At 61.7% G+C, this 16,536-nt stretch carries 16 protein-coding genes; 2 read left to right on the top strand and 14 right to left on the bottom strand.

Going from position 1 to position 16,536, the window contains the following annotated elements; translation table 11 throughout:
• Positions 1-14: 14 nt before the first annotated feature.
• Together ACP2YO_RS15000 and ACP2YO_RS14995 are read right to left on the bottom strand one after the other, a co-directional pair.
• Positions 15-389 carry a DUF427 domain-containing protein gene (locus ACP2YO_RS15000; RefSeq protein WP_426443196.1) on the bottom strand — a complete coding sequence of 125 codons (375 nt, stop codon included), beginning with the start codon at positions 387-389 and terminating at the stop codon, positions 15-17.
• Positions 390-478: 89 nt separating this feature from the next.
• Positions 479-2,128 carry a flavin-containing monooxygenase gene (locus ACP2YO_RS14995; protein WP_426441526.1) on the bottom strand — a complete coding sequence of 550 codons (1,650 nt, stop codon included), beginning with the start codon at positions 2,126-2,128 and terminating at the stop codon, positions 479-481.
• Between the two features lie 178 nt (positions 2,129-2,306).
• Between ACP2YO_RS14995 and ACP2YO_RS14990 the strand changes: the two genes are divergently transcribed.
• Positions 2,307-3,221, top strand: a complete 915-nt coding sequence (locus ACP2YO_RS14990) for a LysR family transcriptional regulator (protein WP_426441525.1) — start codon at positions 2,307-2,309, stop codon at positions 3,219-3,221.
• A 244-nt stretch (positions 3,222-3,465) separates the two neighbouring features.
• A protein-coding gene (locus tag ACP2YO_RS14985; RefSeq protein WP_426441524.1) for an IS630 family transposase occupies positions 3,466-4,415 on the top strand; the annotation gives its coding sequence in 2 pieces (ribosomal slippage) (positions 3,466-3,802 and positions 3,802-4,415; 951 coding nt in all).
• Between the two features lie 7 nt (positions 4,416-4,422).
• Here the strand turns inward: ACP2YO_RS14985 and ACP2YO_RS14980 are convergent.
• The 12 genes from ACP2YO_RS14980 to ACP2YO_RS14925 form a co-directional block, all read right to left on the bottom strand.
• Complete coding sequence (locus tag ACP2YO_RS14980) at positions 4,423-5,565, bottom strand: epoxide hydrolase family protein (RefSeq protein WP_426441523.1); 1,143 nt, start codon at positions 5,563-5,565, stop codon at positions 4,423-4,425.
• 175 nt (positions 5,566-5,740) lie between these two features.
• A complete protein-coding gene (locus ACP2YO_RS14975) occupies positions 5,741-6,649 on the bottom strand; it encodes a flagellin (RefSeq protein WP_426441522.1) in 909 nt (302 codons plus the stop codon).
• A 16-nt stretch (positions 6,650-6,665) separates the two neighbouring features.
• Entirely contained in the window at positions 6,666-8,441 is a 1,776-nt protein-coding gene (gene flgK / locus ACP2YO_RS14970) for a flagellar hook-associated protein FlgK (protein ID WP_426441521.1), read from the bottom strand.
• Between the two features lie 27 nt (positions 8,442-8,468).
• Positions 8,469-8,924, bottom strand: coding sequence for a flagellar protein FlgN (locus tag ACP2YO_RS14965; RefSeq protein WP_426441520.1), 456 nt, complete (start codon positions 8,922-8,924; stop codon positions 8,469-8,471).
• A gap of 19 nt (positions 8,925-8,943) precedes the next feature.
• A complete protein-coding gene (locus tag ACP2YO_RS14960) occupies positions 8,944-9,201 on the bottom strand; it encodes a hypothetical protein (protein WP_426441519.1) in 258 nt (85 codons plus the stop codon).
• Positions 9,201-10,475 (bottom strand): flagellar hook protein FlgE, encoded by a 1,275-nt coding sequence (gene flgE, locus ACP2YO_RS14955; protein ID WP_426441518.1) that lies wholly within the window; start codon positions 10,473-10,475, stop codon positions 9,201-9,203. Before flgE ends, ACP2YO_RS14960 begins: the two co-directional genes overlap by 1 nt.
• A 19-nt stretch (positions 10,476-10,494) precedes the next feature.
• Positions 10,495-11,154, bottom strand: a complete 660-nt coding sequence (locus ACP2YO_RS14950) for a flagellar hook assembly protein FlgD (protein WP_426441517.1) — start codon at positions 11,152-11,154, stop codon at positions 10,495-10,497.
• Positions 11,155-11,564: 410 nt separating this feature from the next.
• The gene (locus ACP2YO_RS14945) at positions 11,565-11,975 is read right to left on the bottom strand and encodes a hypothetical protein (protein WP_426443195.1); all 411 of its coding nucleotides are present in this window, start codon (positions 11,973-11,975) and stop codon (positions 11,565-11,567) included.
• Positions 11,976-12,078: 103 nt separating this feature from the next.
• On the bottom strand, positions 12,079-12,501 hold the full coding sequence (fliS, locus tag ACP2YO_RS14940; protein WP_426441516.1) for a flagellar export chaperone FliS: 423 nt from the start codon (positions 12,499-12,501) through the stop codon (positions 12,079-12,081).
• Positions 12,498-14,195, bottom strand: a complete 1,698-nt coding sequence (gene fliD / locus ACP2YO_RS14935) for a flagellar filament capping protein FliD (RefSeq protein ID WP_426441515.1) — start codon at positions 14,193-14,195, stop codon at positions 12,498-12,500. The genes fliS and fliD overlap by 4 nt, the downstream gene beginning before the upstream one ends.
• Positions 14,196-14,256: 61 nt before the next feature.
• A complete protein-coding gene (locus ACP2YO_RS14930; protein WP_426441514.1) occupies positions 14,257-15,081 on the bottom strand; it encodes a flagellin in 825 nt (274 codons plus the stop codon).
• A gap of 139 nt (positions 15,082-15,220) precedes the next feature.
• Entirely contained in the window at positions 15,221-15,943 is a 723-nt protein-coding gene (locus tag ACP2YO_RS14925; RefSeq protein ID WP_426441513.1) for an RNA polymerase sigma factor, read from the bottom strand.
• Positions 15,944-16,536: the final 593 nt, after the last annotated feature.

The raw sequence follows: 16,536 nt of genomic DNA, 5'->3' as shown, positions 1-16,536 counted from the left end.
CTGCCTTCTCTCCTCTAGATCGCCCTGATCTCGTCGACACGGTCTGGATAAAACGCGACGTAATCCTTGATCCGCGCCATCGCTTCGAACGGGGTCTCGTAAGTCCACACCGCATTGACGGAGCGATCACCGCCCGCCGGAATGCTGTAGTAGGACGCGTCGCCCTTGTAGGGGCAGTACGTCGTGTGTTCGCTGCGCGTGAGCGCGGCCATATCGACATCGCGGCGGGGGATATATTGAACCGGCGGATAGGACGCCTCGCGAAGTGTCAGCGCATCGCTGGTGTCGGCGATGATCTTTCCACCCACTTTGACCACGACGCGGGACCGGTTCGCCTCGATCGCAATGGGATGGTCGGGATTCGGAATCTTTATCAGTCTATCCATGATGTCTCTCCTTCTGAATTTGAAGCGGGTCGTGCGAGGCCTTTGGAAGGCGACCAAGCAGCGGTGCGGTCACGCATGGGGTTCGACAAAATTCAACCGATCGTGAATCCCTCGTATCCTCGCTCGGCGCTCTCGTTGCATTTCGCCATGTAGGTCGAGAGACCACCGGCGAAGGCAAGCATTTCTCGCCGCTTGCCGGGTATGTTCGCGCCGAAGTACCAGGAGTCCGCGCGGGGGAAGAGAGTGGCATCCGCTATCTCGAGCACCTGCGCGCGCCATGCCTCCTCCGCGGGGACCGTTGCCTCGAACCGTGCCCAATTGCGTTCGCGCTGGTGGTTCAGCATCCGAGCGATCCAGTCGCCCTGAAGTTCCGCGCAAGTCGGGCCATTGGCGAAAGCGTTTGGGCTATGCGGGCCGTAGACAAACAGGAGATTCGGAAAGCCGGCTGCTGCCATTCCGAGATGAGCCTGAACGCCCTTCGCCCACTTCTCCCTGAGCGTCTGGCCGCCAGTGCCTCGGATATCAATGCTGGTCAGCCCGCCGGTGATGGCATCGAAGCCGGTAGCCAGCACGAGAATATCCAGATCATGCTCGCCGGCCGTCGTCTTGATCCCACTAAGCGTTACTCTTTCGATCGGGTCCTTGCGGAGGTCGACGAGGCTCACGTTGGACTGATTGAAGATATCGAAAAAGTTCTGCTCGAGGGACGGCCGCTTGGTGCCGTAGGGGTGAAGCGGCTCCATCGGCGCGAGGATCTCGGCAAGCGCAGGATCCTTGATCCGTGCCCGCGTTTTGTCGCGCCAGAAATCGTAGGCGGCACGGTTCGACTGTTCGTTCACAAAGAGGTCGTTGAACGAGCCAACCCACGGCACAAGGCCGCCAATCTCCCAGATTCGTTCGAACGTCGCTTGCCGCTCCTCGCTGGACACCTCGGATGCCGCCTTGTCGAGAAACTGGTAGTCAAATCCCCCGAACGACGTTCTGCGCTTCTGGTATGCGAGCGGATAGCCCTCCTTCATGCGGCGGATCGTATCGTCGTCGAGCTTCTTCTGACGCATCGGCAGGGCCAGGTTGGGCGTACGCTGGAAGACGGTGAGCTGGGCGGCCACGGCGGCCGCTTCCTGAGCCACCTGCACGCCGCTTGCTCCCGTGCCGATCACGCCGACCCGCTTGCCAGCCAGGTCCAGACCTTGCTGCGGCCAAAGCGCGGTGTGATGGCGCTCGCCGGCGAAATCGCTCAGGCCGGGCAACGCCGGTATGTAAGGCTTCGAACCCAAGCCGGTGCAGAGCACGAAGTAGCGAGCCGTCGCGACCGAGCCATCGCTTGAACGGACAATCCAGCGATTGCGCGCCGGATCGAACTCGGCCTCGTTCACGCGTCTGTTGAAGCGAATGTCCCGACTAAGGTCGAGCTTCTTGTCCACGTAGTGGAAATACTCGCGGATTTCCTGCCACGAAGGATAGAGCTCGCTGAACTTCCAGTCTCGCCACAGGTCGTCGCGCGAGAATTGATACATTGGGCCCGGAGAATCGACGCGAGCCCCCGGATAGCAATTCCAATACCAGATACCGCCAGGAGCATCGCCGGCCTCGAACACCTGGACGGACATGCCGGTGCTGCGCAGACGGTCAAGGAGGTAGAGACCGGCAAATCCCGCGCCGACCAGGATGACATCGAGATCTTCGATCTCGCCGTTTTTCGTCCGTTTCGTGCCGATGATCGATTCGACTGGAATGCTCATCTTCCGATTCCCCATTGACGTTCCTGCCGGCGGAGCATGGATTATCTCGCCCGGAAGCCTATAAGCCCTGCAGGTGTCTCCCGAGGGCGCTCGCGTGATTGGGCAGGTAGGAACCGGCGGTGTCTCCGCCAAAGACTTTATAAGTTGGTGGGCATGCCTGAGAGATATGGAAGTCGAGATGGAGCTGCGGCACCTTCGTTATTTCATCGCGGTCGCCGAAGAGGGCAGCCTGACGCTCGCAGCTGAAAAGCGGCTGCACACCGCGCAGCCGTCACTGAGCCGGCAAATCCGCGATCTCGAATATGAGGTCGGCGTTCAGTTGATGATACGCGGCGTGCACGGCATCGAATTGACGGCTGCCGGCCGGGCCTTTCTCGACCATGCACGGCTGGCGCTGACACAGGCGGAGGCAGCTACGGAAGCGGCACGGCGAGCGGCGCAACCGCCGCGGACATTGTTTGCGATCGGCTTCCTCACCGGTTACGAGATGGATTGGCTGCCGGCGGTGATGGAAATCCTGCGCGCCGAACTACCGAGCACTGAAGTCGTCATCCACAGCCAGGACTCGCCGGATCTCGCGGCAGGTCTCGCTCTCGGAAGGATCGACCTCGCCTTCATGCGCCCGGAAAAGCAGGCGTCCGGTCTGAAATTCAGGCTGTTGCGAAAGGATCCTCTGATCGTCCTGATGCCGCGCGACCACGCTTTGGCTGTGCGGAACTCCATCCGCCTGCAGGACATCGCAGGCCAGACCTTGATCGGCGTGTCTTCGGTCCGGGCACCAACCCTGTTGGCTGCCATCAGCGACTACATCAAACCCCTCGGCGTGAAACCCAAACACCAGGCCGAGAATCTAGCCATGGCGATTTCGCTGGTGGCGTCCACCGGAGGCGTCAGCCTGCTCCCGCTCTATGCCCAGAATCTGTTGCCGAAAACCGTCGTCTGCCGGCCGATCCGTGGTGCGCCGCCAACGGTCGATCTGGTCATCGGTTACAATGAGGCAAACCCATCGCCACTGCTGAAATTCATCCTCACGAAAGTGGATGATTTGAAGTCTCGCGTGACAAAAAGCAGCGGCCGGGCACCGCCTCGGTAGCCGCTACTCCGCCCGGTGGTCCATGGTTCGCCGCGGCCCTGCAACACACCATGCGCAGCAGTCCGTAGGATGGGTGGAGCGAAGCGATTCCCATCAATTCACATCCGAGACACGACAGATGGGTATCGCTTCGCTCCACCCATCCTACGCGGCTAGAGCATTTTCACAATTGGTGGAATCGGAGGATTCCCAGCGCGGTTGCTCCATGATTCAGTTTCCGCATTGATTCGAGGCGGAGGCTTTGATGGGAGCACCTTATTCTCAAGATTTGCGTGAACGGGTCATTTCCGTCGTCGACGGCGGAATGGGAGCGTATCAGGCAGCGCCGCTGCTGCGGGTCAGCGTTTCCTACATTTACAAGGCGCTGGGGCGTTGGCGGGCGACTGGCGAGACGACGGCTCGCCCGTCGGGCCGCGGGCCGGCTCCGAAACTTGCTGCTCACGATGAAGCGCTGCGCCAGCGGATCGTGCACAAGCCAGACGCCACGCTGGAGGAGATCCGGGCGTGGCTGCTGGCCACGCACGACGTGAAGGTCAGTATCGGCTGCTTGTGGAAGCGCCTGCGCCAGTTCGGCCTGACGCTCAAAAAAAGTCACTGAGAGCTGCGGAGCAAGATCGGGCCGATGTCGCCGAGGCGCGTGTGGAATGGCGCGCCGGTCAGGCGGAATTGAGCCCGGAGCGCCTGGTCTTCATCGACGAGAGCGGCGCGTCCACCAAAATGACCCGGCTTTACGGCCGCTGCGCGCGCGGCAAGAGGCTCGTTTGCACAGTCCCGCACGGCCATTGGAAAACAACCACCTTCGTCGGAGCTTTGCGCCAGGACGGCATGACCGCGCCGTGCGTCTTCGACGGCCCGATGAACGGCGAGACATTCCTCGCCTGGGTCGAGCAGTTCCTCGTTCCGACGCTGCGGTCGGGCGACATTGTCGTGATGGACAATCTGTCGAGCCACAAGGTCAGGGGCGTCCGCGAAGCCATTGAGGCGGCCGGTGCGATGTTGCGCTATCTGCCGCCATACAGCCCGGACCTCAATCCGATCGAGCAGTTCTTCGCCAAATTAAAGTCCCTGCTGCGCAAGGCAGGCGCACGAACTCTCGAAGCCCTCGACAACGCAATCGCCGACGCCCTTACCCGCTTCTCGCCAACAGAATGCCTGAACTTTCTCGCCGATGCCGGTTATCGTCACCAACCATGAAAACGCTCTAGCGCAGCGTCCGGAAGAACCCGCGCACCTCGCCGACGAAGAGCTCCGGCTGCTCGAACGCCGAGAAATGGCCGCCCTTCGGCATCTCACGCCAGTGCTGGATGTTGGTGAAATTCGTTTCCATCCATTTGCGGACCGGCGTGACGATCTCCTTGGGAAAGACCGCGACGCCGGTCGGCACCGCGACCTTGTGCACCGTTCGCTTGCTAGGCCCGAAGCTCTCCCAATAGATCCGCGCCGACGACGCCGCCGTCGCGGTGACCCAGTACAGCATCACGTTGTCGAGCATCTCGTCGCGGCTGAGGATATTTTCGGGATGGCCGTCGCAATCGGTCCAGGCCCAGAATTTTTCCAGGATCCAGGCCGCCTGCCCGCTTGGTGAATCGGTCAGGCCGTAACCGAGCGTCTGCGGCCGGGTGGATTGCTGCTTCGAATATCCGGAATCCCAATCGGCATAGTATTTGATGCCGTTGAGGGCGCGGGTCTCCTCCGGCGTCGGCTGTCCCTCGACGTTGGGCCGTGTCGACATCGCCAACGTGATGTGGATGCCGGCGCAGTGCGCGGCATCCAAGCCACCGATTGCGGTCGTGACCGCCGAACCCCAGTCACCGCCTTGCGCGAAATAGCGCCCATAACCCAGCCGCTCCATCAGGACGGCCCAAGCCCTGGCGATGCGGTCGACGCCCCAGCCGGTCGTGGTCGGCTTCCCGGAAAATCCAAAGCCCGGCAATGACGGGCATACCACGTGGAATGCATCTTCGGCGCGGCCGCCATGCGCCGTCGGATCGGTCAGCGGTTCGATCACCTTGTGGAATTCGACCACCGATCCCGGCCAGCCATGGGTAATGATCAGCGGCATCGCGTTCGGATGCGGCGAGCGGACATGGATGAAGTGGATGTCGAGCCCGTCGATCTCGGTCGTGAATTGCGAGAAGCGATTGAGCTGCGCCTCGCGCGCGCGCCAGTCATAGTCCTCGGCCCAATAGCGGCAAACGTCCTTGATCCAAGTCAGCGGCGCGCCCTGGCTCCAGTCGGAGACGAGTTCGGCCTCGGGCCAGCGCGTCCGGCGCAGCCGGGCATGGAGATCCTCGAGCAATTCGTCGCTGACGGAAATGCGAAACGGATTGATGGCGGCGGTCATGGCGTCTCCCCGGGCACGGAACCAACCCCAAAGATAGGGACTGGCCACCGACCGATCAAACCGGCGCTGCGTTATTTGTCGACCGCCAATTCCAGCAGCGCCTGGGCCTGCCTGGTTGCCCCGGCTGAAAGTCATGAACCGATGACACCAAGGGACGACGAAACTGAGGTCCGGGCTACTTAACGTAGTTCGCCAGGTTGAGGCTCTGGATCTTTGCGATCGCAGAAAACGACGCCGTGAGCTGCGTCTGATAGGTTGAGAGTTGCGCCGTGACGGCGGCAACATCCACGCTGGTGAGGTTGGTGGACAGGGTCGAGGCGAAATTCTGGTAATCGGACTGGTCTGCGCTCGCCGTCTCGATTTGCGACGCGGCCGACGACAACTTCGCTTGCACCGTGGACGTTGCGTCCAGCGCGGTGCTGGCGAAACTGAGCGCCTGGCTGATCGTGCTCGACGACAGCGATGTGCTGTTGGCGACGTATTTCAGCACCCGCATCACCTGCTCGAATGCCGAATTGTCGGCCGTTACGCCGTAGGAGACCGACTGGCTGTCGGATACGCGAACGGATGCGATCTCGCTGTCACCCTTATAGTAGCTGGTATCGGCAGTCGTCAACGAACCCGTCCCCGTCGCGAAGCTCGTCAAGTCAGCCGGCGCGGAATTGGTCTGGGCGCCGCCGAAGACATATTGCCCGTCATATTGCGTATTGAGCAGCGACCCCATTTGCGACAGCATCTGCTGGGCGGAGCTGATCACCGATGCGACGCTGGCGCTGGAGCCTGTGTTGGCGGCCGTCAGTTGCGACCGGAGCTGTGTGACGAGATTGGTCATCGACCCCACCGCCGAATACATCACCTGCACCTTGCTGTCGGCAAGCTGGGCCGCGTCGATGTAGGACTGCGAGCGGGTCACCGAGACCTGCAGATTGACCACGCGACCGGCATTGGAGCCGTAGCCGGCGATGTCCTGCGATTGCTGCCCGGAAGACTCCTGCACCTGCTCGTTCGCCATCACCGCTTCCAGGCGCATCGCGCTGGCGGTCATCAGCTCCGACTGAGCAAAGGTCGCAACACGCATCGCCATGACCGTTACCTCACACTCATGCCGCCTGCATCGCCGACACCAACGCCGAGAACATGGTGTTGATGGCCTGAATCAGCTGGGCCGCCGCGGCGTACTTGTTTTGCAGCGAACTCAAATTCGCGGTTTCCTGGTCGATGTTGACACCGGATTCCGACGATAGCGAATTCGCGTAGGTCGATTGCGCGGTCGTCTGGTTGTTGTAGGTCGTCGTCGCCTGGCTCGCCTTGCTGCCGACGTTGGCTATGATCGCCGAGGCATAATCTGTGAACGAGCCGGTGGTCGCGCCCATTCCGCCGGCCATGGCAAAGTTCGTCGAGCCCGTCATCGCGCTTTGCAGGGCATTGAGCACCGTGGCGGAGCCGGATGCGAGAACCGAATTTCCGACGGTCAGCGTAGACGACGAATCGAGCGTAGCGGTCGGCAATCCCGATGCGCCGCCGAGGATATCGCTGCGGACCGCGATATTGGACGCGTTGGTTCCGGTGATCAGATTGTTGAGGCCGAAATAGTCCGAGAATCCCTCATCCGAGCTACCAACCGAACTCGTCATCTCGTTGATCGAGACGCCGTGGCCCGATCCGCTTGCCGAGAGCGTCAGCTGTCCGCTCGAATTGATCGATGCGGTAACTCCCGAGGTGCCGCTATTGATCGCAGAGACGAGAGCGCCAACCGTCGAATAAGACGCGAGGTTGATATCCTGATAGGAGACCAGGTTTCCGCTCTGATCCGCCACCGCAAGGCGCACCGTGCCGGTGGCTGACAGCGGTGTCGTGCCGCTGACGGTGGTTGAGCCGGTGAGGCTGGTCGGCGGCGGCACCGCGGTAGCCTGGTTCGAGACCGCGTTGACACTCGAGGAAAGCTGCTGGGCGAGCTGGTCGAGCTGCGATTGCGCGTTCGGCAGTGTCTGGTCGCGCAGCGTAATCAGGGCACCGACATTGCCGGAGGTGATCTGGGAGGTGATGTCGACACCGTTCACGGTAATGCCGCTGAAGCCGCTCGACGAGCCGGGGGTGTAGGTGGTCGCTGCCGTGACATCCGACGCCGGCGAGTAACTCAGCGTGTGCGCCGTGGTGTCGACCAGCGCCTGGCCCGAACCCGAGTAGACCTGCAGGTCGCCATTCGATGCCGTGAAGTAACTCACGTTCATCATCGACGAGAGATCCTGCAGCGCGTTGTTGCGCTGGTCCAGGAGGTCGGCAGTCGACTGTCCCGCCGCGGCCGTCTGCTTGATCTCTCCATTCAGACTGGCGATCTGCTGCAGATCCGAATTGATATCTTTGACCGACGACGCGATATCCTGGTCGGCGTTGGAACGCAGCTGCTGGATACCTTTCGACGTATTCTGCAGTTGCTGCGTCACCGCGTTGAGCGCGCTCACCGCGTTCGATTGCAGCGACAGGCTGTTCGGCGTGCTCGCCAGCGACGACAGGGCCGCCTCGAACGACGCCAGGGTGTTGGCAAGCGAGGTTCCGGTCGTGGAGCTGCTGCCACCCGAGGTGGTGCCGTAGAGTTGCTCGAGCTGCGTCAGATAGTTGTTGGCCGTGTTGGCAGAACCGAGATTGGAGTTGGCTCCGATCAGCGACTTCAACAGCAGTTGGTCGACGTTGCTGGTGATTCCGCTGATGACGACGCCGGTGCCGACGCCGGCGGTGACATTGCTGCTCTGGTTGGCGGTCTTATCGGTGTAGCCCTTGGTGTCGGCGTTGGAGATGTTCGCCGAGGTCACGCTGATCTGCACTTGCGTGGCGGCGATTCCGCTGAATGCAATGCGTTGCGCGCTACTGAGTGACACGGCTAACTCTCCTCGCGCCTGACCCGGTCAGGCCCGGACGTTGGTCCCGGAAGACACCGCCGTGGTCACGCGACGACCCCCGGCGCCATACGGCGAGACGCTGGCAATCTGCTGGCGGATCGCCTGCATGATCGCCTCGATCCGCCGATTGCTGGCTTCGATGGCGGCGCGCAGCCGCATCACGTTCTCATCCATTGCGGCGCGAAGCCGCAGGATCCGCTCCATGAGCTGCTCGCGCAGCACGCGGTCCTGGACGTTGAGACTTGCCGTCTTGCCCACCGCTTCAGCGACGCACCGCTCGAATATATTGGCAAGCCGGTTTTTTTCATCAACCTGCTTTAGCCGTGAGGCGGGCATGCCCTTGGCAAGCTCCACATTCTCCTCGTTCACGACCACGATCAGGCTGTCGATCAGCGTGATCAGCGATCGGGCGCGCTCGTCGCCGCCTGCGGGATTGATCTTGATGTTGCCGGCCGGTGTCATGCTATCGCTCCCATTCATCCTAATGTACGCGACGCGGACCGCGGACCAATCGTGCACTGCGCCCATAGGCAGTGATGGCCGTTGCCTGGACCGTCGTCCGGTTGATTTGCTCGTCGAGCCGTGCGCATTCGCGGATCAGCTGGTCCCGCACGGTTCCGATATCGTCGAGCAGTGCATAGAGTTGCGCCCGATCGTCGGGTTGAACCGAAGCGGCCCGTGCCTTCAGCTGCTCAAACCTGCGTAGCAGGCGGCTCCCCTGATTCTTTTTACCCGCCATCATCCCGCCTGCACTGCCTGGATCAGGGTTTGGTACATCTTGTCGACCGTAGTGATCACCTGCGAGGCCGCCGAATAAGCCTGCTGCGCCGAGATCATGTTGGAGAACTGGCCGCTGGTGTCGGTGGTGCTCGATTCGAGCTCGCTGCCGTAGATCTTGCCCGCGCCGTTGCTTCCCGAGGTCTGCAAGGTCGCGTTGCCGGAGGCCGCAGTTGCGGTGTACATACCGTCGCTGCCCGCGTTCAGGCCGTTGGGATCGCTGAACGTCGCGACTGCGATCTGGTAGATCGGGATGGTCTGACCATTGGAATAGGTTGCATCAACCATGCCGCTCTTTCCGATCGAGATGCTGCTCAGCTTGCCGAAGGGAAGTCCGTTCGGCGTGATGCCGGTGAGGTCGATCGAGGGCGTCGTTTCCCCCGAAGCGTATTGGGTCAGGCCGTCGGTCTTGCCGACGGTACCGACATTGAGCGCGATACTGCTATTGGCAGCACCATCGGTCCAGCCGGTCACCGAGATTGTCGGCGGGCTCGGAGTCGTCGACGCCAGCGAGCCGTCGCTGTTGAAGGTGATCGCAACCGTGCCGGTGCCCGTCGTGCCAGTGGTGGTGCTCGAGTTGGACGCGAGCGTCGGGTTGCCGAAGCTTGCGCTCCAGGCGTTGGCGGCGGTCTTGGTCCAGGTAATCTGGATCGAATTCGCGGTGCCGAGCGAGTCGTAGGCCGTCATCGAGCTGGTGAAGGTGGCGCCGGTTGCCGCATCCGACGGCAGATTCGCGGCAATCGTGGCTGAGGTAGTCGCAGAGCCACTGGTGGCGGCGACCTGAGTATTGATCGGCGCAAGGCTGCTGGCCGAAGCGTTGCCCACGATCTTGCCGGACGAATCGGTGCGCCAGCCTTCCAGATAGTTGCCGTTGTTGACGAGGTAACCCGAATTGTCGGTGGTGAACCCGCCGTTGCGGGTATAGGCGGTGGTACCGCTGGACGTCGAGTTGGTGGTGACGAAGAATCCGCTGCCCTGGATCGCGACGTTAGTGGCGGTGGTGGTGGCCGCCAGCAAACCCTGCTGGGTGATGTTGGCAAAGCCGGACACGGTGACGCCGCCGGAGTTGTAGGACTGGGAGCTGCTCGACGCCGTCACCAAATCCTCGAACGCCGCCGACGTGGTCTTGTAACCCGTAGTATCGGCGTTGGAGATGTTGTCGGAAATCATCGACAGCGACTGGCTCTGCGCATTAAGCGCCGTGATCGCCGAGGAAAGAGCACCAGTAAGACTCATGATAATACTCCGGATACAATCAGGACGTGACGCCGATGATGTTTGAGGCGCTGACGGGGACGCCGTTCACGAGCAACTCGGGCGTCGAGCCCGAGGCGTCGATCCCGGTGACCTTGCCGGTCATCGTCATGTAGTTGAGCAGCGAGTTTCCGGCGGAGTCGTTCGCGGTGACCGAGATGGTGTACTGGCCGCCGTCGCTGAGCTGGGTGCCGCTCGTGGTCTTGCCGTTCCAGGTGAAAGTGTTGGCACCGGCGGTTCCGGTCCCGGTACCGCTCCACACGACGTTGCCGGACGAATCCTGGATCGAGATCGCGACGTTGGAAGCGGCCGAAGACAGCGAGTAACCGAACGTCGCCGAACCGTTGGTCAGTTGCGCCGTGTTTGTCTTCGCTTCGACCGTGTGGCCGATGTAGTTGACGGAATTGAGCGTCACCAGGCTCGAGAACGAGCTGGCCAAGGACGTCATGCTGCTGTTGATCGACTGCTGCTCGTTGAAATTGGCGTAGGACGTGAGCTGATTGATGAAGTCGGTCGTGCTGGTCGCGTTGAGCGGATCCTGGTTCTGCAACTCGCTGACGAGCAGATTGAGAAAATCGGTCGAGGTCAGCCCCATCGACGCGGCCGTCGACGAAGTCGAGGAGGTCGAGCTTGCAGCAGAGGCGGCTGAGGATACGGTCATGACAAGACTCTCTTCGCCGCGGGTTGTGCGACGGAACGCGTTTTGAAGATCGAGGCCGTGAAGGTCGTTCGCAGATAAAACGGATGGCGCGCAGATTTCAGGCGCGGATTCACGCACGCGGAATCATTTGATTAATCGGCAGAATTTGCCGTGTTGGCCGTGTCGTTCGGCGGCACAGGCAACCTCAGAAGGCGCAACCGGCAGGCGCTCGGCCGGCCGGCTGAAGCGCTGAGCAATCAGGTCGAACGTGGCTGCGGTTAGGATTTGTTTGCGGATAATTTCGGCGCAAGCGAAATCGCCTCGCGCTTTCCAGCTCGTGCTTTGGGAGTTGATACCAGGTCGCGCAGAGCGACAGGCGGACCTGGCGTGTCCAACATCAATGTGAGCGGCGCCAGCAGGCTCAACGCCGGCTACAGCGCAGGCAGGGCTTTCCCCGGATGCACAGATTCGGCGGGAGCTTCCGCATCCTTCGACTGGTCTTCAGGCGCGGCCGGTTCCCTGGGCAATTTCGCCGCGGCGAAGACGATGCGGTCGACAAGACCCGCAGGCGCCCGAACCGGAGGCGCTGCGAGCGCCCGTCGCACCATGCTCGACTCTTCGTAGAGCGCGCGCGCCTCGGCCGAGGATGCGAGAAGTTGCATGGCGGGCAGGCGCCAGTCGTCTGGCCAGCGGGACAGGTCTTCCCCCAGCCGGTCGATCAGATCCTCGAATGTCGCAACGTCCATCGCGCGCGCAGACCCAGCCTCGTCGCCGAGGCTGTCATAATCCATTCGCGAGACGGCGGAAATCAATTTCCGCCGGTGCGACATTAGGCCCACCATGGTATCCACCGGACGGTCATTTTCCCCCACCAAAACAACGCGGTGGCCTGCCCGTCCGCCGCGCCAGGCGGGCTTCCCCAACCGATTCGCGCTCGTTCGCTACTTAACGCCTGGCGGCCGATTCGGCCGCCTTGGCCTTGCCGACGGTCGCGTCGACATACTTCCAGGCGTCGCGGAGTTCCGTCAGGCTGGCGATGATGCGCCGGAAGCTCTCCTTGGCCTGCGGCCGGCCGTAGGAGCGCAGGCACGCCATGATCAGGGCGTTGTAGGTTTTGTAAAGGCGATCAGCCAGCGCAGCGCCGCGGGTGAAATCGAGGTTGTGGCTCAGCCCGCGCAGGATCGCGGTCGCCCGCATCAGATAGGCCTGGCCTTCCTCGAACCGCTTGGCTTCGTGCGCCTCCAGCGCCTTCTGCAGAAACGTGATCGCGCCATCGTAAAGCATGACCACTGCCTGCAGCGGCGGGACCGCAACCGCGGCGGATCGATAGGCGTTGTTGGCACGATACGCAGCGGGATTCTGTGTCATGAATTGCTCGAGTTGGCATTCAGCAGTGCTGAGAGGTAATTTAACGTGTTGTTCGAGTGCTGGATGGTCGCCTGATAGTTGGCGTATTCCAGCTGGAGCTGCGTTTGGTAGGTCGCGGCATTACTTTGGATGGTGTTGACCTGGTCTTGCAGGCTATTGTCGTTCGACTGCAGATTGGAGATCACCGTCTGCAAGGAACCGGTGCTGGTCGAGGAGGCACTCTTCGCAATCTGGTAGATTTGCGCCGCCAGGCCCGATGTCGAGGAGACGTTGATCGATTGCGATGTCGACCCGGTATAGCTAAAGGCCATGCCGGCGTAGATCGTCCCCGAATTGCCGACGATGCTGTCGCCGCTGATCGTGAATTGTGAACTGTCACCGTTGACCGAGGCCGATGTCAGTTTGCCGTTTGCGTCGACCGCGAGATCCAGCGTGAATGATTGCGGCGACGTCCCGGTATTGATGACGCTGAGCTGGCTCGACGAGGTGGTAGTTTGCGCCGACAGAAGCGCGGTCACGCCGCTCAGGTTCGTGCTCAGCACGGTGGACAAGGTTCCGGTATTGAGTTGCAGTTCGTTGCTCACGTTGAAGGACAGACCAAGGTCGGCCATGCTCAGTCCGCCCACGGAGCCGCTGAGCACGCCCTGGAGCTGTGTCATGATATCGCGCATCGTGCTGTCGCCGAACAGCACAGCGCTAGACGAGGCTGTGCCGTCGGAATTGGTGGTCGATTGTGCGAGGACAGCGTCGCGAAACGCGTTGTAATTCGTCACGAACGTCTGTATGGCCGAGCTTACCTGGGTGGTGTCGGTGCCGATGCTGATGTTCAGCGACGTGCCGCTTGGTGTCGGCTGCAGCAGGTCGAACGTCACTCCCGAGAGGACGTCGGAGATGTCGTTCGTATTGCGTGTCAGCGAAACTCCGTCCAGCGTGAATTTCGCGGATTGGGCCGTCTGCAACACGTCGGTGAATGCGCCGGACGAATTGGTAACGCCAAGCTTGTTGAAGATGTCGTCGCCGGACGTCGACGAATAGCTGATGTTGGCCGCATCCTGCGTTCCAGTCAGCACCATCTGGTACGAGCCGCTTGTAACCTGGATGATCGATGCCTGAACATCCGTGGTCGAGCTCTGGGCGTTGATGGCGTCGACGACGTCCTGCATGGACATGCTGCTGTTGACGGTGATGGAATTGCTGGTGCCGCCCGCCAGCCCCAGCGAGAACGTTCCGGAATAGCCAAGCGCCGTCGAGGAGCTGGACTGCGCCGAGCCCATCACCTTCTGCGCGGTCGCAAGCTGGCTGATCTGGAGGGTGTGGTTGCCGGTCGCCGAGCCGCTGTTGACACTCATCGACAGCGCCGACGAGGAGCTGACGTCACCGGTCGAGGAGATTGTTGCCGAGCGCGTTGCGAATGCGTTGGTCGCAAGCGAGTTATCGACCGACGTGGCCAGCGACTCCAGCCCTGTCGACAACGTCGAAAGGTCGGTCTGCAGGCTCTGATACGCCGATACCTTGGCCTGGTTTGCGGTGATCTTGGTCGTGATCGACGTCGCCTGCGCGAGCCTGGCGTCGACTTCTGACTGTATCAACGTCGTCCAGTCGATGCTGGTCGAGGTGGTCGTGCCGGTCGTCGTGACCGTATCCGACGAACTCGGCGTGGTGGACGTGCCGGAGGTAGCGCTGCTTACAGTCATGTCAACACGTCCGCCGCTATGGGGATCGGGCCGGCGCGAGGCCGGCCCGACATGTCTTCAATTAGCCAAGGAGCTTCAGCAGGTACTGCGGCATCTGGTTCGCCGCCGTTTCGGCCGACACCGCGGCCTGGGTCTTGACTTCGGCCGACGACAGCATCGCCTGCTCGGACGCGATATCGACGTCCTTGATCACCGAGTTGGCCGACTGCAGGTTCTGGGTCTGGGTCGAGATCGAACTTGCGCTGAAGTTGAAGCGGGACTCCTGAGCACCGATCGTGGCACGCGCGGCCGACACGCTGTTGATCGCGGTATCGAGCGCCGACAGCGCGCTGGTGGCGCCGGACAGGGTCGAGACGTCGAGCGAGGTCAGGCCGAGCGAGGACGCGGTCAGGCTCGTCAGGGTGATCGTAATGGTGTCGGACGCGGTCGAACCAACCAGCACTGCGACGCCGGACGAGAACGCGCTCGTGCCGTCGAGCAGGCTCTGGCTGCTATAGCGGGTGCCGCTCGCGATCGAATCGACTTCACTCGTGAGCTGCGAGAATTCCGAGTTGATGTAGGCGCGGCTGGAGTCGGTTACGGTGCCCGAGGCGGACTCGGAGGACAGCGACTTCATGCGAGCGAGGATGTCGGAGATGTTGGAGGCGCCGCCGTCGGCGGTCTGCAGGATCGAGGTCGCCTGCGAAGCGTTGGTCGCGGCCTGCTGCAGGGTGGTGATGTCGGAGGAAATGCGGGTGGAAATGGCGAGGCCGGCCGCGTCGTCGGAGGCCGAGGTGATGCGGGAACCGCTGGACAGCTTCGAGAGCGCGCTGCCTTCCTGCGCCGAGTTGATGTTGAGGTACATAACCGCGGAGTTGGCGGCGCTGTTGGTGGAAATTACGGGCATGTATAGCTCCTGTGGTGATGGGCATGACATGCCGCATCGTGAAAGAGAGAGGTGACGCGGATCCAGCCCCCGTCCGTCCGATCAAACGGAACGGCCGTCGGTGGTCAGGCGCGAAATCTTCAGAAGCCGGATTTTATGGTTAGCAATCGGTAAACGCGCCGCGGAGGTCGCGCTCGTGCCGTCGCAGCATTTCGCGCAATTGTTGCCGCCCACGCTTCAACAGCGACTCCACCGCGGCCACGGTCGTGTCCATGACCTCGGCGATCTCGCCGTTACTCATGCTCTCATGATAGGAGAGGATCACCGCGACGCGCTGCTGCTCGGGCAGCCGCTGCATCGCGACCTCCAGAAGGTTACCGATCTCGTTGCGCTCGATGAGGCTGGAGGCGTCGAGCTGGGTGTCGGCGACCTCCGGCACGGTGTCGACATTCTCGGTGCGCGGCTTGCGGCAAAGGTCGATGCAGCGGTTGCTGACCACGCGGTAGAGCCAGGTCGAGAACTTGGCGCGGCCGTGCTGCCAGCGGCCGCGATGCGTCCACACCTTCAGCATCGTGTCCTGCACCACGTCCTCGGCATCGGCAGCATTCCCGACGATGCGAAGCGCAATCGCGTAGGCGCGATCGACATGACGTTCGACGAGAAGACGAAACGCCACCTCGTCGCCGGCGGCGAGGCGGTCGAGCAGGTCCTTGTCTTCATCCTGGATCTCGACCGTATCCAGCGGGACCGCCTCGACAACAGTCGGCACGTCGCTCCAGGGAGAGGTCGCATCGATCGGCGCGACCGTGGCCGTGATCGGCGCGACCGTGGCCGTCGCGACCTCGATCTCGGCCGGTGCCCTCATATCAAGCGCGTAGGTCATCCCCTACTCTCCAACCCAACGCCGCTGGCACACATCCCACGCGGCTTCTGATGGTTGAACGGGGAGGCCAGGCAATCCAGGCGAAGTTTTTTCGTTATTTTTCAAATACTTAGGTGGAATTTTTTGCCGACTGCCCGGCAAAAGATGCCGCCTCGCCGGCCCGCAGGCAGACAATCGGCATGGTTCGGAGCTGTCGTTCAGCATCGCCTTGAATTCCGCGGCAGGAATGATTGCGCCTGAAAACGCTGTTTCACACGTATAAACACTACGCGAACACATGCATGCGCCTGGCATGCGGGTGGTTCGTCAGCACGCGGTCGCGATCTTGCATTCGACGATTGCGACTAGGCAATTTTTTCCGAATCACCAATTCGACGTTATCGAATTTTTTGAATCTGTCAGTCGCGAAGCGCGCGATTTGGAATCTCGCGTCGACTTTTTTGAATCAGCGCGCCTGATTTGTCGCACGATCGCGTTCTACCCACGAGAATTGGCGGGGGTTTTTGCGCATGACGATCGTGACAGTCGACGCGACGCGTCGCGCGCGAAATGTTTCTGCATGTTCGTTCGATGTTTTCGATACATTTCTTTTG

Source organism: Bradyrhizobium genosp. P (assembly GCF_049949265.1).
GTDB lineage: Bacteria > Pseudomonadota > Alphaproteobacteria > Rhizobiales > Xanthobacteraceae > Bradyrhizobium.
The sequence above is the reverse complement of the archived record's forward strand: the minus strand, read 5'-3'. Positions and strand labels throughout refer to the sequence as shown.